This is a genomic window from Campylobacter concisus, from assembly GCF_003048375.1.
Lineage (GTDB): Bacteria > Campylobacterota > Campylobacteria > Campylobacterales > Campylobacteraceae > Campylobacter_A > Campylobacter_A concisus_T.
The window spans coordinates 545,662-571,385 of record NZ_CP021642.1 but is presented as its reverse complement, the minus strand read 5'-3'; the positions used below and the strand labels follow the sequence as shown (position 1 = coordinate 571,385).

General features: G+C 40.3%; 23 protein-coding genes. All 23 read right to left on the bottom strand.

Annotated features, from left to right (window positions below; genetic code table 11):
• Positions 1–59: 59 nt before the first annotated feature.
• Entirely contained in the window at positions 60–776 is a 717-nt protein-coding gene (locus tag CCS77_RS02850) for a basic amino acid ABC transporter substrate-binding protein (protein ID WP_012140154.1), read from the bottom strand.
• A 671-nt stretch (positions 777–1,447) separates the two neighbouring features.
• Entirely contained in the window at positions 1,448–2,962 is a 1,515-nt protein-coding gene (locus CCS77_RS02845; RefSeq protein WP_107916515.1) for a 2-isopropylmalate synthase, read from the bottom strand.
• A 140-nt stretch (positions 2,963–3,102) separates the two neighbouring features.
• Positions 3,103–3,834 (bottom strand): CDP-diacylglycerol--serine O-phosphatidyltransferase, encoded by a 732-nt coding sequence (pssA, locus tag CCS77_RS02840; protein WP_009294672.1) that lies wholly within the window; start codon positions 3,832–3,834, stop codon positions 3,103–3,105.
• Position 3,835: 1 nt separating this feature from the next.
• On the bottom strand, positions 3,836–4,453 hold the full coding sequence (locus tag CCS77_RS02835) for a phosphatidylserine decarboxylase (protein WP_107916514.1): 618 nt from the start codon (positions 4,451–4,453) through the stop codon (positions 3,836–3,838).
• A 2-nt stretch (positions 4,454–4,455) separates the two neighbouring features.
• Positions 4,456–6,381: an ATP-dependent zinc metalloprotease FtsH gene (gene ftsH / locus CCS77_RS02830; protein WP_021087314.1), complete on the bottom strand. Its 1,926-nt coding sequence runs from the start codon at positions 6,379–6,381 to the stop codon at positions 4,456–4,458.
• Positions 6,374–7,207, bottom strand: coding sequence for a 50S ribosomal protein L11 methyltransferase (locus CCS77_RS02825; protein ID WP_107916513.1), 834 nt, complete (start codon positions 7,205–7,207; stop codon positions 6,374–6,376). The genes ftsH and CCS77_RS02825 overlap by 8 nt, the downstream gene beginning before the upstream one ends.
• Positions 7,207–7,572 carry a chemotaxis response regulator CheY gene (locus tag CCS77_RS02820; protein WP_002939933.1) on the bottom strand — a complete coding sequence of 122 codons (366 nt, stop codon included), beginning with the start codon at positions 7,570–7,572 and terminating at the stop codon, positions 7,207–7,209. Before CCS77_RS02820 ends, CCS77_RS02825 begins: the two co-directional genes overlap by 1 nt.
• Before the next feature lie 63 nt (positions 7,573–7,635).
• On the bottom strand, positions 7,636–8,346 hold the full coding sequence (gene hisA, locus CCS77_RS02815; RefSeq protein ID WP_107916512.1) for a 1-(5-phosphoribosyl)-5-[(5-phosphoribosylamino)methylideneamino]imidazole-4-carboxamide isomerase: 711 nt from the start codon (positions 8,344–8,346) through the stop codon (positions 7,636–7,638).
• Positions 8,346–8,957, bottom strand: coding sequence for an imidazole glycerol phosphate synthase subunit HisH (hisH, locus tag CCS77_RS02810; protein ID WP_103638682.1), 612 nt, complete (start codon positions 8,955–8,957; stop codon positions 8,346–8,348). Before hisH ends, hisA begins: the two co-directional genes overlap by 1 nt.
• Positions 8,954–9,850: a PDC sensor domain-containing protein gene (locus tag CCS77_RS02805; protein ID WP_107916511.1), complete on the bottom strand. Its 897-nt coding sequence runs from the start codon at positions 9,848–9,850 to the stop codon at positions 8,954–8,956. Before CCS77_RS02805 ends, hisH begins: the two co-directional genes overlap by 4 nt.
• A 2-nt stretch (positions 9,851–9,852) precedes the next feature.
• Positions 9,853–11,634, bottom strand: coding sequence for a UDP-N-acetylglucosamine 4,6-dehydratase (configuration-retaining) (pglF, locus tag CCS77_RS02800; RefSeq protein ID WP_107916510.1), 1,782 nt, complete (start codon positions 11,632–11,634; stop codon positions 9,853–9,855).
• Complete coding sequence (gene pglE / locus CCS77_RS02795; RefSeq protein WP_107916509.1) at positions 11,635–12,726, bottom strand: UDP-N-acetylbacillosamine transaminase; 1,092 nt, start codon at positions 12,724–12,726, stop codon at positions 11,635–11,637. It abuts the gene before it with no gap.
• 49 nt (positions 12,727–12,775) lie between these two features.
• Positions 12,776–13,366, bottom strand: coding sequence for a UDP-N-acetylbacillosamine N-acetyltransferase (gene pglD / locus CCS77_RS02790; protein WP_107916508.1), 591 nt, complete (start codon positions 13,364–13,366; stop codon positions 12,776–12,778).
• On the bottom strand, positions 13,353–13,958 hold the full coding sequence (gene pglC, locus CCS77_RS02785; protein ID WP_107916507.1) for an undecaprenyl phosphate N,N'-diacetylbacillosamine 1-phosphate transferase: 606 nt from the start codon (positions 13,956–13,958) through the stop codon (positions 13,353–13,355). Before pglC ends, pglD begins: the two co-directional genes overlap by 14 nt.
• Positions 13,951–15,066, bottom strand: coding sequence for a N,N'-diacetylbacillosaminyl-diphospho-undecaprenol alpha-1,3-N-acetylgalactosaminyltransferase (pglA, locus tag CCS77_RS02780; protein WP_107916506.1), 1,116 nt, complete (start codon positions 15,064–15,066; stop codon positions 13,951–13,953). Before pglA ends, pglC begins: the two co-directional genes overlap by 8 nt.
• Positions 15,067–15,068: 2 nt before the next feature.
• Positions 15,069–17,168 (bottom strand): STT3 domain-containing protein, encoded by a 2,100-nt coding sequence (locus CCS77_RS02775; protein WP_107916505.1) that lies wholly within the window; start codon positions 17,166–17,168, stop codon positions 15,069–15,071.
• Positions 17,161–18,285, bottom strand: a complete 1,125-nt coding sequence (pglJ, locus tag CCS77_RS02770; protein ID WP_107916504.1) for an N-acetylgalactosamine-N,N'-diacetylbacillosaminyl-diphospho-undecaprenol 4-alpha-N-acetylgalactosaminyltransferase — start codon at positions 18,283–18,285, stop codon at positions 17,161–17,163. The genes CCS77_RS02775 and pglJ overlap by 8 nt, the downstream gene beginning before the upstream one ends.
• The gene (locus tag CCS77_RS02765) at positions 18,282–19,325 is read right to left on the bottom strand and encodes a glycosyltransferase (RefSeq protein WP_107916503.1); all 1,044 of its coding nucleotides are present in this window, start codon (positions 19,323–19,325) and stop codon (positions 18,282–18,284) included. The genes pglJ and CCS77_RS02765 overlap by 4 nt, the downstream gene beginning before the upstream one ends.
• Positions 19,322–20,380, bottom strand: coding sequence for a glycosyltransferase (locus CCS77_RS02760; RefSeq protein WP_107916502.1), 1,059 nt, complete (start codon positions 20,378–20,380; stop codon positions 19,322–19,324). Before CCS77_RS02760 ends, CCS77_RS02765 begins: the two co-directional genes overlap by 4 nt.
• Positions 20,377–21,309, bottom strand: a complete 933-nt coding sequence (locus CCS77_RS02755; protein ID WP_107916501.1) for a glycosyltransferase family 2 protein — start codon at positions 21,307–21,309, stop codon at positions 20,377–20,379. The genes CCS77_RS02760 and CCS77_RS02755 overlap by 4 nt, the downstream gene beginning before the upstream one ends.
• A complete protein-coding gene (locus CCS77_RS02750; protein ID WP_107916500.1) occupies positions 21,310–22,071 on the bottom strand; it encodes a glycosyltransferase family 25 protein in 762 nt (253 codons plus the stop codon).
• The gene (locus CCS77_RS02745; protein ID WP_107916499.1) at positions 22,072–23,589 is read right to left on the bottom strand and encodes an MATE family efflux transporter; all 1,518 of its coding nucleotides are present in this window, start codon (positions 23,587–23,589) and stop codon (positions 22,072–22,074) included.
• Positions 23,589–25,718 (bottom strand): STT3 domain-containing protein, encoded by a 2,130-nt coding sequence (locus CCS77_RS02740; protein WP_107916498.1) that lies wholly within the window; start codon positions 25,716–25,718, stop codon positions 23,589–23,591. Before CCS77_RS02740 ends, CCS77_RS02745 begins: the two co-directional genes overlap by 1 nt.
• Positions 25,719–25,724: the final 6 nt, after the last annotated feature.

Genomic DNA, 25,724 nt, shown 5'->3' with positions numbered 1-25,724 from the left:
TAAATTTTAAAATGCAAGATAAAGCTAGCCTGCTAAATTTGCAGGCTAGTTTGGAGGTGTTATTTTAGTTCGTATTTTTTAAGCAGTGCGTCGTAGCTGCCGTCTTTTTTCATCTCATCTAAAATTTGATTTATCTTAGCGATAAGCTCGCTCTGCTTATTTTTATCAAAAGCGATTGAAAAGCCCTCGCTACCATCAACCTCTTTGAAAAATGCCTCTACTTCAGGGTTTTTCTTGATAAAGCCATAGCCGATCGAGCTATCAAGGATAACTGCGTCAAATTTACCAACTTTTAGCCCCATTATAAGTGGCACAGTATCTTCTGAAGGCACTACTTTTGCGCCATTTATCGCATTTGCGGCTAGCTCTTGGATGGTGCCTTGTTGCACGCCTACTTTTTTGCCAGCTAGCTCCTCTTTAGCTTTTAAAGCGTCGTTGCCTTTTTTCTTTAGGTAGATGTTTTCAGTTAGATAGTATGGCTTTGTAAAGTCGATCGACTTCAGTCTATCAGGAGTCGCGCTCATCGCACTTATGATGCCATTTATCTTGCCAGCTTTAAGCGCTGGGATGAGGCCATCAAAGCTCATATTTATGATCTTGTATGAAAAGCCAGCACGCTTTGAGATTTCGTCTATCAGATCGATGTCAAAGCCTGTTATTTTGTTGTTTTCATCGATATATTCAAATGGCGGGTAGTTTGCCGCTGTACCAAATTTTAGCTCGTTTGCACAAAGAGCAACAAAAGCTGTCAGTAAAAGAGCAAAGATCTTTTTCATGTCTATCCTTTAAGGTGATTTAAAGCCCTAATTATCGGCATTTATCTATTAAAATTTGTTTAAATTTAACGTAATGACAGAAATTTGCACAAGAGCGTATAGGTAAATACGCCAAAAGAAGTCAAGCAAATTTTAAAATTTCATAAACAAGTAATTTTGGCTCTAAAATTTGAGCTAAGCGGTAAGCAAAGCCAAATTTTAGTCGTCAATTCTTGCGAGCGAGTGAAAGTTTTAAAATTTGCAAAAATAGCTTGACTAAATTTGTAAATTTCTTTTTATTTAAAGGGAGACAAGTGGACTTAAATTTTGCTTAACAGGCTCGCAACTGCATGGCAGACACGAAGCCCGTCCCCTTATCTCTATTTTTAAATCCCTCGTCCTCTTGCAGTTACGAGGCAAAGCCCGAGTAAAAACCACTCGCACGTTAGAGGTGGCATGCTTCAGCACTTCGCGCTGCATGCGTTTGTATATCAGTGGGCTTCAGGCAAATTTTAAAATTTCATGAGTGAGTAATTTCGGCTCTAAAATTTGAGCTAAGCTGCAAGCGAAGTCAAATTTTAGTAGTCAATTCTTGCGAGTGAATGGAATTTTAAAATTTGAAAAACGCAGTAAATTTAAAGAATAGCTAAATTTAAATTAGCCAGCTGCAAATTTAGCAGCCAGCTAAAATTTTAGTTTTTATGGATGCGAAGGTAGCTATTTAGTGCGCCGACATAGGCTTTTGCGCTTGCCATCATCGTATCGATATCAAGTCCGTGACCCATGACAGCGGCATTGCCCTCAAACTCGACCTTGACATCAACCTTCGCAAGAGCGTCTTTGCCCTGCGAAACGGCCGTAACCTTATAGTCTTTTAGCGTGCCATTTATGCCACTAATGCGGTCAATAACCTTAAATATCGCATCCGCAGTGCCATTTCCAAGGGCGGAGTCACTGATGATCTCGTCGTTGTGCTTGATACTCATAGAGGCACTTGCTAAGCTTCCACCGCTACTTTGAAGAAACCCTGTGATCTCGTAAGCTTGTGGGATCTTAGTGATCTCCTCGGCTACAAGCGCCCTGATATCGTCGTCAAATATCTCTTTTTTCTTATCCGCCAACTCTTTAAATTTCTCAAACGCCTTATTGAGTGCCTCGCTATCAAGGTCAAATCCAAGGCTAGCAAGCTTATCTTTAAAGGCGTGGCGGCCGCTGTGCTTGCCAAGAACGAGCGAATTTTTCTCTAGACCGATGCTCTCAGCGCTGATGATCTCGTAGGTCTCTTTGTGTTTTAGCACGCCATCTTGGTGGATGCCACTCTCGTGCGCGAAGGCGTTTTTGCCAACGATTGCTTTGTTTGGCTGTGGCTCGATACCTGTGATGCTAGCGATCAGTCTTGAAGTTGGATAAATTTCTTTTGAGATGATGCCTGTGTAAAGCGGCGCAAAGACGTCCTGACGAGTTTTGATAGCCATCACGATCTCTTCAAGTGCAGCGTTTCCAGCACGCTCGCCGATGCCATTTATCGTGCCTTCAACCTGCCTTGCACCAGCTTTTATAGCAGCTAGCGAATTTGCCGTAGCCATGCCTAGATCGTTGTGGTTATGCACCGAAACTACCGCTCTACCACCTATAAATTTTACTATTTCGCTAATGCGAGCTGCGATCTCCTCTGGATACAAGTAGCCAACCGTATCTGGGATATTTATGGTTTTTGCCCCTGCGTTTATCGCTGCGTCGCAAATTTCTTTTAAAAAGCTCATCTCACTTCTGCACGCATCCTCGCAGCTAAATTCCACGTCGTCGCAAAACGTTTTTGAGTATTGCACTGCCTCAACTGCACGCCTGATCACCTCGTCTGGGCTCATTTTTAGCTTGTACTGCATGTGGATCGGACTTGTTGCTATGAAGGTGTGAATTCTTTTGTTTTTTGCCGGAGCTAATGCCTCGCCAGCTGCCTTAATATCACGCTCAACCGCACGTGCAAGCGAGCAGACAGTGATGTTTGAAGCTTGCTTTGCGATCTGATTTACCGCGTCAAAATCCCCTGGGCTAGCCGCTGCAAATCCAGCCTCCATCACATCTACACCAAGCCTTTCAAGCTGAAGTGCGATCTGTAGCTTTTCAGCTGTGTTCATAGAAGCTCCTGGGCTTTGCTCGCCATCTCTTAAAGTCGTATCAAAGATTATAATTTTATTTTTATCCATTTTTTGTCCTTTTATGATTTTTTATATTTAAATTTAATGAGTTAAGTAAAGAAGAATTTGCTACCTAAGTAGCAGCAGTAGAGAGTTTTTGATTTCGATTTTTGGTAAAAATTTACGCGATTTTATTATGCCATTTTCGCTCATTCGCTCTCCTTTTTTTTGTGATTTTTGCTAAACATTATCGCCGCTCTAATAATACCATAAAGCATATAAACGCTCATAAAAAAGGTCGCACTCTCGTAAGGATATAGATAAAGCATAGAAAATACAACTACAAGTGCTACTAAAATTCGCATAACATGAGTTTGTTTTAAATTCATCTTTTTAAAGCTTGGGTAGCGGATGTTGCTAACCATCAAGATAGCTAAAACTGCTTCAAGCAATATCAAGCACCACTCAAAACCATATAAAAATTCATGCTTTAGATAAACACCAACCCAAAGCACTCCAATGATGGCTGCTGATGGTATAGGAAGTCCGATGAAAACATTTGGCTCGTATGTGCCGGTAGTGACATTAAAACGAGCTAGTCTAATAGCTCCAAAGACTACAAACATAGCTGCTATTAGCGCACCAAATCTACCAAATTTTGCACCAACTGTTAGATAAAATAAAATCGCTGGGGCCACACCAAATGCTACAAGGTCTGCAAGACTATCAAACTCCACGCCAAATTTACTTGTAGTTTTTGTAAGTCTTGCCACGCGTCCATCAAGTCCGTCTAAAATCAGTGAAAGAATGATGTAAATAATAGCTTTAAAATAGTTTCCCTGAATAGATGAAATAATGCTTATAACGCCCAAAAAAGCGCTTGCAGCGGTAAATAAATTTGGCAAGATATACATTAACTGCATTTTTTGTATGCTATTCATTTTATTTTTCCTCTTCAAAGTATCCAAGAAGTGAAGCAGCTTTAACGCTCTCGCCAACGCTTACACAAATTTTAGTATCTCTTGGCAAGTATAAAATCACTTCGCCGCTTCCTAAAAAGCCAAATTTTCTAGAGGCTTTTAGACTGGTAATGTTATAAATTTCTAAACTTCTACTAAAAACTCCAGCTATGATCTTCATAGCAAATTTGATATTTCCTTTTTCAAAACGAATTATCGCTCTTTCGTTTAGCATCTCTGAAATTTTCATAGCCTGGCATAAAAAGAGCCCATGCCTTTTTTTAACTTCAGTGACGTTAGCATCGCTTATAGCTCTTAGCGTACCTACGCCAAAAAATGGCTTTGAGATAACTATCTTAGCTACCTCTTTATCATCAAAATTTGAAACGCTGATCTCTTTTATCTTACCATCTATTGGCGAAAGTAAGGCTAGTTTATCATCAGTAAAAGGCTCTCTTTCAGGGTCTCTAAAAAAATATAGAGTTAAAAAAAGTAGTGCTAGAAAAAATAGTGGCGCAATACCAAACAATGCAGATATAGCAAATAAAATCAAAAAGAATAATATAAATTTATACCCTGCTTTTGCGATGTAGCCACTCATTTTTATTCCTCTTTTTTGCCTTTTTCCTCTTCTTCAAGCTCTACAAGCCTGCTTTCAAGACCATTTTCTTCTTCGTAGTTTTTGATGATCTCTCTAACTCTTTTTCCCTCGATAGTCTCTTCTTCATAAAGCGCTGAAACCATGTTTTCAATGGCGCCTTTATAAATTTCAAGAAGACCAAGCACAGCTGTATATCTCTCATGAAGAAGTGCTTTTACAAACTCATCAACCTTTTCAGCCATCTTGTCGCTATAGTCTTTTATGCTTTGTCCACCATTTAAAAATGTTGCACGTTGCTTTTCAAGTACCATAAGACCGGCAACATCACTCATACCATACATGCTAACCATAGCTTTTATGATATCAGTCGCGCGCTCTAGGTCGTTGCTAGCTCCAGTTGATATCTCTTTTATAAATACCTCTTCAGCAGCTCTACCAGCCAAAAGCACATCCACTTCTGCAAGTAGTTCATGCTTTTGCATCATAAATTTATTCTCTTCAGGTGTATTTAGCGTATAGCCAAGCGCTGCAAGACCGCGTGGCACGACTGAGACCTTTGTTACTCTTTTTGCACCTTTTGTTAGCTCAGCTACCAAGGCATGGCCACTTTCATGGTAAGTGACTATCTTTTTCTCTTTTGGATTTACGCGGCGTGATTTTTTCTCTAAACCAGCTATCGATCTCTCGACAGCCTCCACTAGATCAGCCTGCTCGACAAAAGTCTTTGACTTACGTCCTGCAAGAAGTGCCGCCTCATTTATGATATTTTCAAGGTCAGCACCTGCTAAACCAGTAGTAAGCCTTGCGATGTCCTCGATATTTACATCTTTGCCGATTTTAACATCTTTCATATGGACTTTTAAGATGTCGCAACGTCCTTTAAAATCAGGCTTATCAACAAGCACTTGCCTGTCAAATCTACCCGGTCTTAAAAGTGCAGCATCTAAAACTTCAGGTCTATTTGTAGCTGCTATAACGATGACTGGCGACTTGTCCGCATCAAAGCCGTCCATCTCAGAAAGAAGCTGATTTAGCGTCTGCTCTCTCTCGTCATTGCCACCCATCGGACCAGAATTTCTGCTCTTACCGATCGCATCGATCTCATCTATAAATACAATCGCTGGAGCCTCTTTTTTTGCATTTTCAAAAAGGTCTCTAACCCTACTTGCACCAACACCAACAAACATCTCAATAAAGCTTGATGCTGACATAGAGAAAAATGGCACGCTAGCCTCGCCTGCAACTGCTCTTGCAAGAAGTGTTTTACCAGTACCTGGAGGGCCAACTAGCAAAATACCTTTTGGAATTTTAGCTCCAAGTCTTAGATATTTATCTGGGCTCTTTAGATAATCAACTATCTCTTGAACCTCTTCTTTTGCCTCTTCTACGCCTGCAACATCGTCAAATTTAACTTTTGGTTTTTCAGAATTTATAAGCTTTTTTGCACTTCCTATGCCCAGTATGCCACCGCCGATATTTTTTTGCATACGACTAGCGATAAACATCCAAATAGCAAAAAATATAAACACCGGTATGATCCATGAAAATATAAGATCTCCAAACCAGTTATTTTCGCTATAAACGCTGTAAGTTATGCCGTTTTGCTCAAGTATGCCAATGAGCGTTGGATCATTTATGCGCTTTGCGAGGTAGATGGTTTTGTCATTACCAACGCCTTTTATCGTGGTTTCAGATATCGCAACCTCATTTAATTGCTTATTTTTTAGCATATCTTTAAATTCAGAATAAGCTATCATCTTGCTTTGAGCGTTGCTACCAAGCCCAAAAGTACCGCCTAGTCCGTCGCCACTAAAGCTTCTAAAAGCTAGAACTATAACTATCGCAAAAATAGCAAAGATAAAGATGGGATTTTTGTTAAAAAACCCGTTATTATCGCCATTATTTTGGTTATTATTTTGATTATTCATCCATTTCCTTATAAACAAAGCTAACCCAATCATTAGCCTGTTTTATCTCAACTAGCTCCAAATCCTTAAATGTATCTTTAATCCTATCTTCGTATTTGTTCAAAATTCCTGACAATACTAAATAGCCGCCTTTTTTAAGTGATTTTTTCAAGTCATTTGAGAGCATAAAAATGACATCAGCAATGATATTTGCTACGACGATATCATATTTTTGCTCTAAATTTGCAATAGATCCTGTCCAAATTTTATTAAATTTAACCTCATTTAGCTGAGCATTGCTAAGCGAGCTTTGCGTGGCCTGCTCGTCTGTATCGCAGGCATCGACATTGCAGCCAAGCTTTGCTAAAGCTATGCTTAATATCCCGCTTCCGCATCCCACATCTAAAGCGCTATCACCACTTTTTGCATATTTTTGTAAAAGTTGCAAGCAAGAATTTGTGCTTTCATGGTGCCCTGAGCCAAAGGCTAGAGCTGGGTCGATTATGATATTTGTTACGCCACCAAGTGGCTCTTCCCAGCTAGGTCTAATATAAATTTTATCAACCAAAATAGGCTTAACTGCCCTTTTATATTCGCCTAGCCAGTCTTTATTTTCTTTTAAATTAAGAGAAATTTTTAAATCATTTGAAATTTTACGAACGCTAGAGAGCCCTTTTGCATACTCTTCGACACCCCAAGCTATATCTTTTAGATCATACTCTTCCCTGATGATGATCTCATGGTCTAGCTCTTCTACACAGGTGACCCCAAAAGAAAAAACTAACTCTAAAATTTCATCATAAAAATTTGATGTTTTGATGCTTAATTCGTAAAATTTATCTTTCATTAACCAAGAACGTCTTCAAGCTTCTCTTTTAAAACTTGTGGCGTAAAAGGTTTAACGATGTAGTTATTAACACCTGCTTTTAAAGCTGTTATAACCTCGGCTTTTCCGCCCTCTGTTGTTACCATTATGATAGGCATATCAACATATTTTTGCTCAGCCCTTACCTTTTTAACAAGTTCAAGACCGTTCATCTCAGGCATGTTCCAGTCAGTAATAAGAACCTCAATACCCTCGTTTTGTGTCAAGATATTCCAAGCTTCAAGCCCGTGCTCAGCCTCAAGAATTTCTTGATGTCCTAACCTTTGCAAAGTATTTTTTATGATCCTTCTCATTGTTGAGCTGTCATCTACAACCAAAATCTTCACATAATATCCTTTTAGTAAAAATTGCCCTATTCTAGCTAATTAAAATTTATAAAAGCTTTAACGCTAGCCAACTTGTTTGAAAGCATCTTTCAAATCAAGTCGTCCCTCATAGTAAGCTTTTCCAACGATCACGCCAGCTATCTCTTTTGTCTCTTTTAGCGCCAAAATGTCGTTTATATCGCTCACACCGCCACTTGCTATGGTCTCAAGCTTGCTGCTTCTAGCTATTTGCAAGCTAAAATCAACATTAACTCCGCCAAGCATTCCATCTTTGTTAATATCGGTGCAAATCACAGCTTCTACACCCACATCTGCAAATTTTTTTGCAAGATCGACTGCTTTTATGCTTGAAACCTCACCCCAGCCCTGCACTGCCACATAGCCATCTTTGGCATCTATGCCAACTACGACCCTATAAATTCCAGCCATTTTTGCTGTAAATTCTGGATCTTTTAGAGCAACTGAGCCAAGGATTACCCTGCTAACTCCAAGGTCCAAATAGCGCTTTATACGCTCTTCATCCCTTATACCACCGCCAACTTGCACCTTTAAATTTGTAGCTTTTACTATCTTTTCGATCGTCTTAAAATTTATGGCTTCCCCTGCAAATGCTCCATCAAGATCGACCACATGCAGCCATTTTGCGCCGTAATCTTCAAACCTCTTAGCAAGCTCACTTGGCTCACTGCTATAAATTTTAGCACTTTGCATGAGCCCTTTGCTAAGCCTAACTGCTTGCCCCTCTTTTAGATCTATCGCTGGGAAAATTTCCATCATAACCTCGCAAAATTTTCTAAAATTTTAAGCCCAACCTCATGACTTTTTTCTGGATGAGGCTGAAAACCAAAGAGATTTTCATGCTGCACCGCGCTTGTAAATTCATATCCATAAGTTGTCTTTGCAAGCGCAAATTTATCATCACAAACCACGTGGTAGCTATGCACAAAGTATAAATACTCAAGCTCTTTTAATCCTAATCTTAAAGGGCTATTTTGTTTAAACTCGAGTGTGTTCCAGCCAACATGTGGGATCTTTAGCGGTTTATCAAATTTAGCTTCATCAAATTTAACGACCTCTCCCGGTAAAAGTGAAAGCCCCTCATGCTCGCCAAATTCAAAGCTTTTTTCAAATAAAAGCTGCATACCAAGGCAAATTCCTATAAAGGCTTTTCCGCTTTTTACAGCCTCTTTTATCGCTTCATCCATGCCGTTAAATTTGAGCTTTTTCATCGCCTCGCCAAATGCCCCAACGCCTGGCAGAACGATGTGAGAGTGCTCTTTTAGGCTCCCAGGCTCACTTAGTAAAACGCACTCATGGCCAAGGAATTTAAAAGCATTTATCACGCTTTTGATGTTTCCAGCACCATAATCAATAATAGCGATCATTTGTTCTCTTGTCTTTTTACACTAAAGAGATAAAAGCTAAGTGCCGCCATCAGCATCGCCACACCGCCTATTAGATAGATAGCGTTTATGATATTTTCAGGTGCGGTGATAGCAAATTTAAACACAAGCATAAGCGCTTCTATAGCAAGTGCGATGATGATAGAGCCGATAAATCTAACCATCGTCTTATAAATAACGCTATTTTCTTCGTGATTTTTGCCCAAAACCTCTTCTTCAAATATCGTCTTAACAAGGTCAAAAATGGCAAGAGCTAGCGTTAAAATAATGGTTGATTCAAAAATTTCTTCTACGTTTATATGCTCGATACTCTTTGAAATAAAGCTCTTTACGCCGTGCCAAAATAAAAATGCGCAGATCATAAAAAGCGATGCACAAAAGAGAGCATATACTGTCTTTAAAAATCTACCAAAATGCTCCTCGACAAAGCCGCTATCGACCATATTTAGGATATTTTCTAGGCTTATGTCGATGCAAGCTATAAATTTAAGCTCATTTTTTTCATTATAGATAGGCACGCTTGCTGTGACGCATAAACCTCCATTTAGACTTGATGGATATGGATCGCTTAAAACGCACCTTTTCTCGCGCACAGCGGTGTAGTAATATGCCTTGTTTGCACGGTTTTCGCCTTTTGGAATTTTATACTTTTCATTTAGGCTGATCGAGTCATCGATCTGTATGCCATTTTCGTCTAAAATGTATAGTGCGTCAAAATTTTCTATCTCGTGGCTGATCTTATCAAAACCAGCTTTTATATTTTCCAAACAAACCCCAGGCAGTCTGTTTGGCAAATTTCTACTAAACAAATAGCAGATATACGCCCTTGCCTTATATCTCGTGTCACTAAATCTCTTAATATCTTTTATAACCAAAACTAGCCTTTTAAATTTAATGCATGATTAAACTCTGGCACGATCACCTTAAGAGCAGGCGCTACCTCGTCATCTTCAAGCTGTAAAAGCCCATTTATCTGTGAATTTAAAAGAGTTAGATCGTATGGCTGTGAGTGTGTCACGAAGATCGACTCATACTTAGTTTGAACGTCATCTTTGTTGATCAGTAGCTCCTCATAAAGCTTCTCGCCAGGTCTAAGCCCCACAAATTCGATACCCAGATGCTCTTTGTTTGAAAGCAGAAGCATCTTTTTAGCAAGATCGACGATCTTAACTGGCTCGCCCATATCAAGTACAAAAAGCTCTCCGCCTTTTGCGATAGAGGCTGCTTGAAGGACTAGCTGACACGCTTCAGATGTAAGCATAAAGTATCTTGTGATCTCTGGGTGCGTGACGCTTAAAGGCTTGTTTGCAGCGATCTGCGCTTTAAATTTAGGTATAACTGAGCCACTTGAGCCAAGGACGTTACCAAAGCGCACACAAACTATCTCGCAGATACCTGCTTCGTTTGAATTTAGCGCATAAAGCTCGCAAACACGCTTAGTTGTGCCCATGATATTTGTTGGGCGCACAGCCTTGTCTGATGAGATCATGACAAATTTCTTAGCACCATATTTTTTAGAAAGATCGACTGCATTTTTTGTACCAAGGATGTTGTTTTCAACTGCTGAGCGAGGATTTAGCTCGCAAAGTGGCACGTGTTTATATGCTGCCGCGTGGATGACGATCTCTGGTCTAAATTCCTCAAAAACCTCTTCAAAGTCTTTTAAATTTGTGATATTTACAAGCTTGCTAACAGTTCTTTTATCTCTTGTATCTTCGCCTATTTTATAAAGGTTAAACTCGCTGTGTTCAACCATTATAAGCTCGCTTACGCCATATTTCAAGCACTGCTTACAAATTTCGCTTCCTATACTACCGCCAGCTCCAGTGACAAGCACTTTTTTGTCTTTTAAGAAATTTGAAATGGCTTCTGGATTAAGGTCTTTTGGCTTTCTAGCAAGCAAATCTTCGATCGAGATATCTTTGATCGGCTCATTTTCGATAAGCGAAAAGAGCTTCATATCTCTTATGCCATATCCAGTAAGCTCATCAACTAAAGCTTGAAGCTCGTCTTGATCAAGTGCTAGTGCGATGATAGCAGTCTTTGCGTCGTAGTCTTTTATAAGGCTTGGTATATCTTTTTTATCTTGAACTAAAAATCCATCACAATATGTGCCAACAAGATCGCTTCTACCATCTACCACACCAACTGCATAGTAGTCAAGATAGCCCTGCTTTAAGCCACGTAAGACGTGAAGCGCCTTTGAGGTCGCGCCTATAACGATACAAGGCTCGCCTTTGTGAGGTCTGTTTGAAAAGTCAAGCACCATACGTTTTGAAATTCTCAAAAGCCCGATAAGTAGGCATGAGATGAGAAGGTCGATAAATATGACGCTTCTTGGGTAAGGATTTAAAAAATCTTGTATGATGAAAAACACGATCGTAAATAAGATCGCCGCGCAAACGTGAGCTAGGAAAATTTTACGAGCTTCATTTAAGCCGAAAAATCTCCACGGCACCTTGTAAATTTTAAACATCCACATAAAAAAGAGCTTAAATACGATCAAAAATCCAGCCGTTACAAAAAGCCCTTGCACGTAGATATCTGGGATGTCGGCGTTAAATCTTAAAAGATAAGCTGCATATATCGAAAAAACAAATATAAAAACATCACCAAGAAGGAAAAATACGAGCCTCTTTAACTTCGTTGCATGAAACATTTAAGCATTTTCCTTGACTATTTTTATCACTCTTTCTTGTGTCTGCTCGCTCATATCGCTGCCACTTGGCAAGCAAATTCCTCTTGAAAATAGATCTTCGCTATATCCATCAACAAAACTTAGTGCGCCTTTAAATACTGGCTGCATGTGCATAGGCTTCCAAAGTGGGCGGCTCTCGATATTTGCATCAGCTAGTGCTTTTATAACTTTTAAATGTGCATCTTTTTTAGCAAAAACACCAGTTGTGAGCCATCTATTTCCACGAGAATTTGGTAGCTCTGGCATAAATTCTAAAATATCGCCAAGCTCTTTTTCATAAATATCAAATACTCTTCTCTTTTGTTCGACTCTCTTTTCTAAAACCTCCATCTGAGCCACGCCAATAGCGCCTAGGACGTTGCTTAAGCGGTAGTTGTAGCCATAATCCTTGTGCTCGTAGTGAAGCAAAGGCTCTCTTGCTTGAGTGCTGTAAAATCTAGCTTTTTCTACAAATTCGCTATCTCCAACTAGCATGCCGCCACCTGAAGTGGTGATGATCTTGTTGCCATTGAAGCTATATCCGCCCATCACGCCAAATGTGCCAAGCGCCTTGCCGCCGTAAAATCCACCAAGTGCTTCAGCTGCATCTTCAACCAAAGCGATGCCTTCGTTTTGGCAAATCTCGCAAATTTCTTTCATCTTTGAAGCTTGGCCGTAAAGATGTGTGACGACTAGTGCTTTTGGCTTTTTAGGTAAATTTGATATCGCTTTTTTTAGTAGCTCTGGGCTTAAATTCCAGCTCTCGTCGCTATCTATAAAGACTGGAGTTGCCTTTTCATAAAGTATCGGCGAGACTGAAGCCATAAAAGTAAAGCTAGAAGCTAGCACAAGATCGCCCTCTTTTACGCCAAGGACGCGAAGCGCTAGGTGAAGTGCCGCAGTTCCAGCGCATAGCGCAAGCGCATCTTTGGCGCCAGTATAAGCTTTTATGCTATCTTCAAATTTATTGACATATTCGCCAAGCGGCGCTATGTAGTTGCTTTCAAAAACTTTTTTTATATATTCTTGCTCTTTTCCACTCATGTTTGGTGGAGATAAAAAAACCCTATCCATTTTCATACCTTTCGTGATTTTTTGGCGATTTTAGCACTTATTTTTAAATTTATATCTTAGCGCGCTCGCATGCAGGCACGCCGTAAGCCTTTATGCCGTCCTTTATATCTCTAACAACTACGCTTCCAGCGCCTATGATGCAGTTTTTGCCGATGCTTATGCCTTGAATGACGCTTGAGCCAATGCCAACGTGCGTAAATTCTCCCACGCTCACATTACCAGCAAGGGCTGCATTTGGGCTGATGTGAGCAAATTTACCTATCACGCACTCATGCTCTATCACCGCGCCAGAGTTTATGATAGCGCCCTCTTTTATGCAAGCTTTTGCGTTTATCACGGCATTTGGCATGACCACTGTGCCTTTTTCTATCACAGCACTCTCGCTCACAACCGCACTTTTATGGATCAAATTTACTATCTCAAAGCCAGCGACCTCGACCTTTTGGCTGATCTTTTGCCTTGTTTTATTATCACCTATGGCTATTATGATGTCAGCTTTTTCAAGCTCTGGGCTAAATTTACGCTCGCTAGCATCATCTAAAAAAACTATCTCATCATAGCCATTATCTCTAGCGATGTCAGCTATCACAAGACCATGCCCACTCGCTCCGTAGATGTAAATTTTCTTAGTTTTTGCCATTAAATTTCTCCGTCGTCGCCTGCCCCTCTTTGCTGACGCCACTTCGTTTTAGCACCTTTTCGATGGTCATTAAAGCGATCTTTACATCAAGCATAAAGCTTAAATTTTTAGCGTAATAGACGTCGTATTCAAACTTCTTTTCCCAACTTATGGCGTTTCTGCCATTTACCTGCGCTAGCCCGGTAATGCCTGGGCGCACATCGTGGCGGTGCTTTTGTGTTTCGTTATAGATGGGTAGATACTCTACTAAAAGCGGCCTTGGTCCGATAAAACTCATATCGCCCTTTAGCACGTTAAAAAGCTGTGGTAACTCATCGAGGCTAAGTGAGCGGATAAGTTTGCCAAATTTACCAAGACGCTGATCATCTGGCAAGAGCTCGCCATTTGCGTCACGCTCGTCACTCATCGTCTTAAATTTATAAATTTTAAAAATTTTCTCATTTAGCCCTGGTCTTGCCTGAGTAAAAATGACGTCGCGGCTAACCTTAAAATAGATAAAAATCGCCGTTGCTATGATGATAGGCGATGTTAAAATGAGCAAAAATAAAGCTCCCAAAATATCAATCACTCTCTTTAAAAAATTTCTATACATCTATAAATTTCCTATAAATTTCTATATATCTTTTTGCGATTTGCTTCTCATCAAACTCACTAACTGCCCAGTCTCTGCCATTTGCACCAAGCTTAGCGCAAAGTGCTTCGTCATCAAGTAAAATTTTTATCTTGCCAGCAAGATCACTTGCATCTTTTACCTTACATAAAAGCCCGTTGTAGCCATCTTTTACAGCTTCATTACAGCCTGTCACGTCACTTGCAACGACTGCTTTAGCCATGCTCATCGCCTCTAAAACCGTTCTTGGAAAGCCCTCTTTGTAGCTTGGCAAAGCTAGCAAGTAAGAAGCTTTTAAAAGCTGTGGTATGTCGTTTCTAGCGCCAAGATATCGCACCTTGCCACCTTTTAAAAAGCTCTCGTCTGCGGTTGATTTATTACCAGCAAAGCCCTCACCCACAAAGACAAATTCGCAGTTTTTATAACCATTTAAAATTTCTGCTGCCTCATAAAATTCACGAACACCCTTGTGCCACATGGCTCTTGCGATCATGAGAACCACCTTTTTATCGCCAAGATCAGCTGCCTGCGTGATAGCTGGGTCAAATTTAGCAGTATCGACGCCGACACTTTTTATGCGATACACTTTGCTTTTATCTATCAAATTTTTAGAGATCAGATAGTCTGGATCTGCGTCATTTACGAAGACGCAAGCATCAGCTTTTGCAAAAGAGAGCTTATAAAGGCTCTCCATGACAAAACGCACAGCCTTTGTCTTAATATCATCATCGATATAAAAGCTACCAAGGCCTTCAACCAAATTTATCACGTGCTTTATGCCAGCGTTTTTAGCAGCAAATGTGCCAAAGACATTTGACTTGTGAGCGCCAGTTTGAAGCAGGTCTAAATTTAGCTCGCCTAAAATTTGAGATAGTTTTTTTGAGTTATTTATCACGGTTAGCGGATTTAGGCTCGCCTTATCAAGCTCGTAGGTGACGGTGTGAAAGCTTTTAGCAAGCTCATTAGTGAAATTTCCTTTTGGAGCGATAGCAAAAACCTCATGCCCCATATCTTTTAAAGCCTGCATAATAGGGCGTCTAAAAAAGTGTATGCTCATATCAGCGTGGCTTAAAAATCCTATCCTTGCCATCTCTACCTCTTTAGCCTATAAACTTTTGCCGCCCCATCAAGTATGACTGGCTCAAAGACCTTAGGATCATATCTTTCAAGCACGAAAAGCTGGATGTAGGCGCTATTTAAAATGCTCTCATCAAGGATGATAAACCTACCATAATCCCTCATAAAAATAACAGAAATGTTTGAGCTTTCATTATTTTTATACTCTTTTACATTTAGCTTGCCAGCCTCGTTGTAGTCGGTCTCTATGAAAGATCTTAGCGGTAAGACATTGCCATCATAGATCAAATTTGTGACATCACTTGTTAGAGTAAATCCGCCACTTAGCCTAATGCCCTTTTCGCTTTGCGAGATCGCTCTAGTGGTGATGAAAAGTCCGTTGTTTAAATTTTTACCACTTTTTAGATCGATCTTGCTAAACTGCAAAATGGTCGGGAAAATGCTAAGCATCCTATCTGGCAGATAATAATATATCTCTCTGCTCTTTGCTGGCAGGCTAAAATTAGCCTCTTTTATCTCGCTAAAAAACTGATCGGCGCTTAAATTTCTATCTTTTAAAATTTGAGCCAAGTTGCCGTTAAAGTGCTCTTTGAAATTTCGCTCAGTGTATTCTACATCAAGCCTTGCCATATTTGCTGAGCTCATCTCGTCGCTACCAAGCGCAAAGCTCACGGCAAAATTTTCACGCCCAAGGTGCTTTCCGCCGTCAATTAGCGTCTTAACATCGCTGTAATACCTGATCGGATATCCATAGTCCCACCACGCAAGCACGTAATCTTCGCGCCCTGCGATGCCTTTTAGCTTGTTTAAAATTTCAACCTCTTTATTTACAAAGACTGGCTCAGCCTTGTAGCCATAGATGTGAATGAGCGCTGGAGCAAGCACAAGAGCTGCTATGAAGGCTCTTATGAGATTTAGCACGGCTCCTTTTAGCTTTAAATTTGCAAGCACGAACTCCACTAAATAGCCAAAGCCAAGCGCCATGATAGGCACGGCGTAAATGGTAAATCTAAGGCCGCTTTTAAAGGCCAAAAAGCCAAGTGCGAGCATGCCAAGCGAGACGGCAAATGAGCGGTGCTTGTAGCAAAAAAGAGCGACGCCAGCAAGCGAGATCAAAAATGTGATGACATTTGCGCTGATCCTCTCACAAAATAGCGTAAAATCAACGACGCTTGACTCTTGGATAGTTTGATTGACATTAAAAAAGTGAAAACTCATACCGCCAACTTCAGGCGCATCTCTAAAGACGTAAAATTTAAGCTGAAAGATTATCGGATTTAGCCCGCCACGGATGACAAAGACGACAAAGATAATCGCCAAAATGCCAAGAGCAAATTTTAAATTTATCACCTCTTTTTTAAATAGACAAAGTGCGTAAATAACGATAACAGCGATAAATTTAAGAGTTATATCAAGATTTGAAATAGCAAGTAAAAGCAGAGAAATTTCAAGGTAAAAAAGTGGATTTTTCCTATCAAAAATGAGCGTGTAGAGTAAAAATAGTCCAGTTAAAATGCTAATAAGCGAAAAGGCGCTCATATACCACCACATATAGATAAGCACGCTTAAAGGTGCTATTATCAGGCTCTTTGCGTCCTTTTTCTCAAGCACTCTAACAAGCCCCCAAACGACAAAAACGCTAAGTGGAATGATGAGCATATCAGTGTCGTAGTAACCTGCCATAGTGCGGTTGTAGTAGCTATTTGCGATCACTGCAAGAAGTGCAGCGATGAAGCCAGCCATTTTTGCTTTGTATTCATTTGCGATCAAGACAACAGGCACAGCCACAAGCGATGAGAAAAATACGCTCATATAAATCATCGCTGTCTCGAGCTTCACGCCCAGAAATTTCACGATCCAGTAAGTAAGTGTCGAAAGCGGATAGCCGTAGTAGCTAAGGTCGTTTTCCTGGTGAAAGCCAGCCAGCATATCCCTTGCGCCCTCGGCAAATGCATAGCCGTCGTTTGTGCTGATCATCAGCTCGTTGTTCCAGAAAAATACCGGATACTCGCTCGCCCAAAAGACCCAGTAAAGCCTACAAACCATGCCAAAGATGACTGCGACAAATATCATAAGGTATAAAGAGTAATTTTTAAAAAACAAATTTCTATTCATTAGGATTTTCCAAAAAATTTATAAGCTCACTCGCTATATTTTCACTATCAAAAAATTTAGCCCGATTATACGCAACATTTTCAAAATTTTGCCTTATCTTTGGCTCGTTAAGCACTTTTAACATCGCCTCTTTCATTGCATTTTCGTCATCAACAGGCACTAAGATGCCAAACTCGCTATCGCCCAAAAGCTCCTTTGCGCCGCTCTTGTGCTCGGTTGAGATGATAGTTTTTTCGCATGCTAGCGCTTCAAGCAAGACGTTTGAAAAGCCCTCAAAACGCGAGGCACAAAGCAAGCAAGAGGCGTTTTTTATATGCCTAAAAGGATTTTTATCAGTGCCAAGAAGCTTTACTCGCTCGCCCACGCCAAATTTATCTATCAAATTTTGCAGCTCGTCCTTTAAAGGCCCTTTGCCAAGGATGCCAAGCGTAGCGCGAGGGTCGTTGATTGAAGCTATTATTTTTATTAGCATGGCTTGATTTTTACCGCTATCAAGGCGGCCTATGTTTATGAAAAATGGCTTAAAGCCATCCTCAAGTGGCTCATCTTTTAGCAAATTTATAGTTTTTAGATCAAGGGCGTTATAAAGCACCTTTGTTTTGTCCTCTCTCATGCCAAAATTTCGCACCAGATCCTCTTTGTTGCCAGCTGCATTTGCGAGGATTAGATCAGCTTTTTTATAAAGATGATTAAGTAAAAATTTATTAACTCTGCCGCTTAGATCGTTTTTATATAGGATCGACGGACAGCTTCGCTCGCTGATAACTAGCCTAGCCTTTAGCCCTAAAATCCTAGCAACCCCAGCGATATAGCAAGGGCGGTTCATCAGCACAAACTGCGTGTCGATGCCCAAAATTTGACAAAGATTTTTATATTTAAAGGCAAGCATTGGCATCGCTAAAAAGAGCCTTGCAAGCTTCTTTAGCCCGCTCTCGTAAGGATCGCTATTTTCTATAAAGTGAATTTGCACCTCGCTTGGGATCTCATACGCGATGACCTTGCTCATTAAGATGAGATGAACTTCATAACGTTTGATCAAAAATGGCAGTAAATTTGCCACATTTCGCTCAGCCCCACCAGGCCCCATCGAGTATAAAAAAACGGCTAATTTTTTCACTTGCTAACAACCTTTTTTATAAATTCTCGCCACTGCTTGATGATATTTTCTTTGCTAAATAAATTTGCACTTTCGCTGGCGTTTTTTGCTAGTTTTTGCCTTAAATTTTCATCTTTTAAAAGCATTTCAAGCTTATCTTTTAGATCATTGCTATCACCATTTTTAAAGATAAGCCCGTCTGTGCCGTCATTTATAAGCTCCTTTGCGCCCACAGTGTCGCTACTTAGCCTAGCGCAGCCAAAAGCACCTGACTCGATTAACACATTTGAAAGCCCCTCGCTTCGTGAGCTAAGAGTGAAAATTTTTGCCTCGCTGTAAAGCTTACTAACATCACTTATGTGACCTAAAAATTTGACATTAAGCCCTAAATTTAGAGCCATCTCTTTTAGCTGCGCCTCCTGCCTGCCACTGCCTGCGATCTTTATCTCCCAGCCATCAAGCAAGCTCTTATCCACCTTGCTAAGTGCCTCAAAATAGACATCATAGCCCTTTACCGCCTCCAGCCTTGCCACGCTTAAGATGACGTTTTGCTTCTCACAAATTTCAGGTACGTCGATAAAAAGTGGGTTGTGGATGACCTCGCGATTTTTGGCAAATTTATAGTAGTCGTAGTCACTTTTGCTTAGCACGCTTAGGCCATCTACAAAGCGGTAGCTAATATCACGCATAGCGCTTGCGATTTTGCTTTTTAGGTAGCTGTGCTCGTGATGCTCGGTTGCTATAAGTTTGCTCTTTAGCCCAGCATTTGCCAGCACGCAAGCGACGTTTGTCCAGTCGATAAAGCTAATTATCAGATCAGCCCTTTGCTCCTTAAAAAGCGCTCTAAGGGCTAGGATTTTTTTAAATTTTAAAGCAAGCCCTGAGCCAGTGACATTAAGATTTACGATCTTTATCTTTTCACTAAATTTATAAAGCCCAAGGTCTTCTTCAAGCAGGGCGATAGTGATCTCATTGTCTTTGCTAAGCTCATTTGCAAGCACGTTTAGCACGCGTTCAGCCCCACCATTTCTAAGTGCGGCTATGACAAAAAGAATTTTCACTTTACACCTCCAAGCCTTAAAAGCTCCAGCCATTTTTTATAAATTTGCTCCACGCCAAACTCATCAAGCCTAGCCCTTGCATTTTTAGCAAATTCACCCATTTTTGCCTCATCTTGCAGCAAATTTGCAAGCTTTTCGCTCATCTGATCAGCGTCATTTATCTCGCAAAGCAAGCCATCAAAGCCATCTTTTATAAGCTCTTTTGCCCCGCTAGTTTTTGTCGCAACCCGCACGCAGTCATAGTTTATCGCCTCTATCAATGTGTTTCCAAGACCCTCGAAATTTGAGCAAGATAGCAGCACCTTTGCCCTTTTATAAAGAGAGGCGATGTAGCTTACATTTCCTAAAAACTCCACCTCTGCACCCAAATTTTTAGCTAAATTTTCTAAATTTGACCTCTCGCCGCCATCTCCAGCGACAACAAATTTATAGCCGCTTTGCTTTAAGCTTGCAGCCACTCTTACAAACATTTCGCAGTTTTTTATCTTATTTAGCCTGCCAACAAATATGATCAAATTTTCTTTAGTAAAGCTCTCACTGCGTATCTCTTCAAAGAGCGGGTTGTAAATTTTCATCACATTTTTGCAAAATTTCGAGTAGTAGCCAAGATCCTCGTCGCTTAAGACACTAAGTGCGTTTGCAAATGGATAGCTAAGGCGTCTTAGCACCTTAAAAATGGCTCTTTTTGGCGCAAGATAGTTTGTGTGCTCGCTTATGATAATAGGCGTTTTTAGCCCAGCTGAGCTAAAGAGCACCAAGGTATTTACGGCGTCTAAAAATGATATAACAGCATCAAATTTGCCCTCTTTTATGAGCGCCCTTAAGGCAAGCACCTTTAAAACTCTCTTTTTTAAATTTCCAACCAAGCCAAGCTCATCAGCCCCAACGCCCAAATTTATGAGCTTCACGCCACTTGCCAGCTCGTAAAATGGCTCATCTTTGTCAAATTTAACAAGGCTTACATCATGATCCATGCTAAATCTTGATGCGATCACCGCGCAAACTCTCTCCGCACCGCCACTTCTAAGCGTTGATGTGACAAATAAAACCTTCATACGCCAAACCTTTGTTTTATCTTTACTCTAAGCTTTGAGAGTGCCGGTAAAATGCCACTTGGTAGCGGGCTAAGTAGCAAAAAAATAAACGCTTCTTTACTAAATTTAATGCTAAGACTCTTAAAGATACACCTTAGCATAAGGCCATATTCGCCTGCTATTTTGGCGTAGTAAGCGGCGTTTTTATACTGCATAGCTAGAAATTTTGGCTCATTTTTTATAGCGATGTCGTAGTGCAAATTTGCTGTTTTTATGTAGGCGTTTGCCACGTTTAACGCGTGTTTGCCAGCATTTAGCGTCACACTATCGCTTCTTGCGATACGGTAGATGTAAAGTGGCTTTTTAAGATAAAAGACATTTTTTTCAAAAAAGCGGATATAAAGCTCATTTTCGCCGCCAAAACTGCTCTCATCAAATCTAAAGCCGTCTATAAATTCACGCGAAAAAAGTTTAAAATACTCGCCATTTATCCGCCCGCAGTGATAATCAACCTTGCTCATCGCCCCACTCTTGCTATATGGGCTTCTACCAGCTATCATCTCGGTCATCACGCCATCTTTCTCGCAGATCGCGTCTGCAAAAACGCACGAATACTCGCTACTTTTTAAAATTTCATAGCACACAGCAATCGCCTCTGGCAAAAGCTCATCGTCATCGTCAAGCAAGCAGACAAACTCGCCTGTTGCGTTATCAAAGCCGTTATTTTTGTTGCCATTTGGGCTCTTTTTGTGAGCGCTGTTTTTTACAAATTTGATCCTAGCATCGTTAAAACTCTTACAAATTTCTCTCGCACTCTCGTCATCGCCGTCATCGGTCACAACTATTTCTAAATTTTTATAGCTTTGAGCTAGAGCGCTTTTTATGGCCTTTTTTAAAAGCTCTGGACGCTTATAAGTCGCGGTTACTATGCTAATTAATGGCTCGCTCATTTAGCCCCTTTTAAAAATTCTCTCATAGCCTTGAAGCTTTTCAAGTCGTGAGAAAAATATAAATTTAATTGTTTTTATGTAGGCCTTTAAATTTGCGCTGTATCCCCTCTCAAGGCGCTCGCCCTCGATGTTTGAGCCACTTAGATCAGTTGGGTGTGCAAAAAGATCGCAAAAATACATCTGCATATCATTAACGCCAAGCAAATAGTCCCAAACGTCGGTCGTGCAAAGCGCATTTTTATGAATTTCAAGCAAATTTTTAGCACTTTTTTTAGTTAGCACATAAGCCCCTGCTCTATAAATGCTTGAAAATGAGTGCTTTGAGACCTGCCAAAGTGGCTTGCTTAGGCTAGCATCCACCTTTTTACCAAAGGCGCTAAACCTGCCCTCTAGCCCATCTTGCATGCCACATATGAGCACGCTCTCTTCTGGTATTTTGCTAGCTGCTAAAAAGGCCTCTTTTATCGCCTCATCATCTCCGATCACGTCATCTTCAAAGATGAGTGCAAATTTCGCATCACTTGCCAAAAATGCCTCGTAAGCTTTTACGTGCGAGAGCGAACAGCCAACCTCTGCTGGGCTTAAAACCTTGCCGTAAGCTTTAAATGATGGCGAAATGATCTTGTAGTACTCCCTCGCGTTTAGCTCCCTGCCATCAACTGCGTCTATTAGATTAAAGCTATCATAAGAGCTAAATTTTTGCTGCAAAAGCTCGCGCCTTTTAGTGTCTTTTGCCAAAGAGATCAGATAAATTTCATTCATTTAAGACCTTTTAAATTTTTTTAAAATTTTACGCCAAACTATGCCTCGCTCAAAGGCATTAAAAAACAAAAAATATCCCAAAATATAAGCTGCGCCGGCGTAGATCGCAGCAAAGATGGCAAATTTTAGCCAGTTATCTAGGCTCACAAAGTCCTTGCAGGCAAATATCGCAAGCACGCAGAGCGCAAAAACGGCTAAATTTTTAAAATAAACCCCATAAAACGTGGTGAGCTTTACCTCCAAATTTAAGGCTGCATTTATAAGGTCAAAGCCGAGAATTCTTATGCTATAAAAAACGGCTGCGACGATGACGATGCCATAAACGCCGTAGCCACTAAATTTAAGCAGTGCGATCTGCGCTATGATCGTGCTAACGCCAAGGATAGTGTTGGCAATAGCTGGTCGGCGAAGCTTGTTTGTCGCGCTATCAAGGTTAAAAAGCGAAAAAACAAAGCTTATAAAGACAATGGGCACTAGCGTGATCATCGAGACGTTGTAGATAAATTTGACCTCATCTGCGCTTTTAAAAGGCAGCCAAAGCGTGTAAAAATCCAGCCCAAAAACGACGAAAAATGCGGCCGGAGCGCTCATCACAAAGGCGATCACCTTCATTGAAAATTTAGCCTCTTTTATGAGGTCCGTGATCAAATTTTTAGAGTAAAGCTCGACAAATTTTGGCGCAAAGATACCGCTAAGCTGCGCTACAAAGCTCTCCAGTATGATAGGGGCGGCCTTAGCAACTGAAAGAAGGCCAGTGGCGTTTGCACTTACGAAAATGTTGCAGATAAATAGGTCCATACCTGTTAAAAGTATACGGTTTAGCGCGTTAAAGCTATTCCAAATGCCAGAGCTTAAAAGCTCTTTGATCTTAGAAAAGTCAAATTTACTAAGGCTAAATTTTAGATCCGGTGTGATGCGAGCCGACATAAAAATAGTGCTAAAAAAGACAAAAAGGCTAGCAACTAGCGCTGAAATCGCGATGTATGAAATGAACGGCTTAAAAAAGAAAAAGAGCGCCACGATAAGAGCTGCTAGGATCGCGCTTGAGATGGCGTTTCTGATGGAGAGCAGATAGAGCTTGTTTGTCACAAAGGCACATACCGTCAAAACGCCGTTAAATAGCCCAACGCAGAAATTTATAAAGTAAAAAACAAGGGTCATTCTCACATCAAAAAGTAAATTTTCAGGGACGTTTAAAAAGCTTTGCAAATTTAGTATGAAAACAGAGCTAAGCACCACGACTACGGCACAAAAGAAGATATTTACAACAAGCACTGATGAGTAGTAGGTGTTTGCAAGACTTAGGTCTTTTTTGTGCCACGCATGAGCGACGAAGCGGCCGCTCACTGAGTTTATCGCCACGCTCACGACTGCGGCATAGCTAACGATGGCGTTGCTAAGGCCTACAAAGCCAAATGCCTCGTTGCCAAGGCTTTTTAAGATAAAAGGCGTAAGAAAGAAATTTATGCCCATTGATACGACAAAAACGACGATTGAGCTTATTAGATTGATTAGCATTAGACTTTTAACCTGTAAATTTTTACGCCACTTGAGATGGCAAATGGCTCAAAGTATCTCTCATCTGCTCGCTCAAATATAAAAAGCTGCACAAGAGCTGAATTTAAAGCATTTTCATCAACTAAAACCACGCGCGCATAGTCCTCTAAAAACAAAACAGAAATTTTCGCCTTTTCGTCGATAGTTTTCTCGTCTATTTGTAGCCCTTTACCAGAGCCTTTTATCTTATAAAAGGACTTTACGGCTACCTTTTCGCCGTTTTGTGTGATAAATTTTGGCTCTTTTAGTGGTAAGATATAGCCATTTCCAAGGTCTATGCCAGCCTCACTAACGCTATTTATAGGGCTAATGTAGTAAAAAAACTCTTCTTTTGGCTTCTCGCCACTCATAACGTCGATGTAGCTATATCTAAAGACATTTGGGGCGATATCTATCATATCTGGCACAAGATAGTAAAAGACCTCTTTTTTTGCCGCTGGCAAAGTAAAATTTGCGCTTTCAAGCTGGCTTAAAAAGAGGTTTAGATCGCTTGTATTGTGATCTTTTAAAATTTCTTCTAGCACTCTACTTTTTTTCTCAAACGAGATGTCGTTGTACTCGCTCACTACTCTGGCTAGCTTAGCTGAGATTGTCTCATCTTTTCTTAAGGCAAGGCTAACAAAGTAGTTATTCTCGCCGCCTTGCCTGCCAGGATCATTTAGCGTCTTAACATCAGCAAAGTACCTTATGGCATATCCATAATCCCACCACGAAAGCACGTAGTCATCGTGCTTAGCAGCCTTTTTTAGCTGATCAAGCGCCATTGCCTCATCGTGCGTGATCAAAGTATGCGGTCTATAAGAGTAAGCGATCTCTAAATTTGGAGCAAGAGCAGCAGCCGCAAAGATAAAAAAGGATAAATTTTTAAGAGAATTTCTAAGGTCAAATAAATTTAAAAAAAAGTGCAAGAAATATCCAAACCCAAGTGCAACAAGTGGCGTTACATACATAGCAAATCTAACTCCGCCAAATAGCGATAAAGCGCCAAGTCCAAGCAGTGGCAGGCTAAGTAAAAATGGACGAAATTTAAAGCAAAGCACCAAATATCCAATCGCTGCTGCTAGTAAAATAAGGATATTTCCAGCCATGAAATAGACAAAATATAAAGGGCTAGCGCTTTTTACCTCATCAATTAGCGTGTATTCGCTTATAAAGTGAAATTTACTTGCAACCTCTGAGCTGCTTTTAAAGACATAACTGCCAATCTTTGAGATAATAAGATCAAAACCACCAAAATAGATAAAAATAGCTAGCATAATAGCTAGAAAAATGCTCAAATTTCTAGGTGAAAGCAGTTTTTTATATTTGCAAAAAATGGCGTAAAATGAAGCAATAACCGCTAAATTTAAAATCAAAATTTTATTTGCGATGAGTGGATCTTTTGAAAAAATATTGAAGCTAACGATGCTTATAAACATAAAAAATATCGCTTGGTAGTTTTCTATCCTGCTTCGCACAAAAGCAAGCGTGTAGATAAAAAAAATAAAAATGATGCTTAAAATAAGGGCATAAGAGCTTTGATACCACCAAAGATAAAGCGATACAAAAAGGCTGGGCAAAACGATAAATTTTTGTTCATTTGCATTTAAAAGTCTGATCAAAAGATAGATGATAAAAAGCGCAAATGTAACATTTAGCATATCGCTATCAAAGTAGCCAAGCGACGTTCTTACAAGATAGCCTGGCAAGATAACGCTCATAAATGCAGCCACAGCTCCAGCTTTTAGGGTCTTGAACTCATTTGATATCAAGATAACTGGAAGCGCGATAAGGGGTGCTAAAAGCGCGCTCATATAAAACATCACGCTTTCAATCTTGAAAGGTAAAATTTTGCAAATATAAAAAACTATGGTTGAGATTGGGTGATTAAAGGGGCTAGAGTCATTTTGCTGATGAAAGCCAACCAGCATATCTCTAGCGCCCTCTGCGTAATAGTATGCGTCATTTGTCGTAAGCATAAATTCGCCATTAAAGTAAAACTCTGGCATATCCTTTGCCCACAATACCCAAAGCATCCTAGCTGCAAATCCAAACAGATAAGCAGCCAGAAAGATAAGTAAAATTTTACAATTTACGCTTACTTTGTGCACTAAATT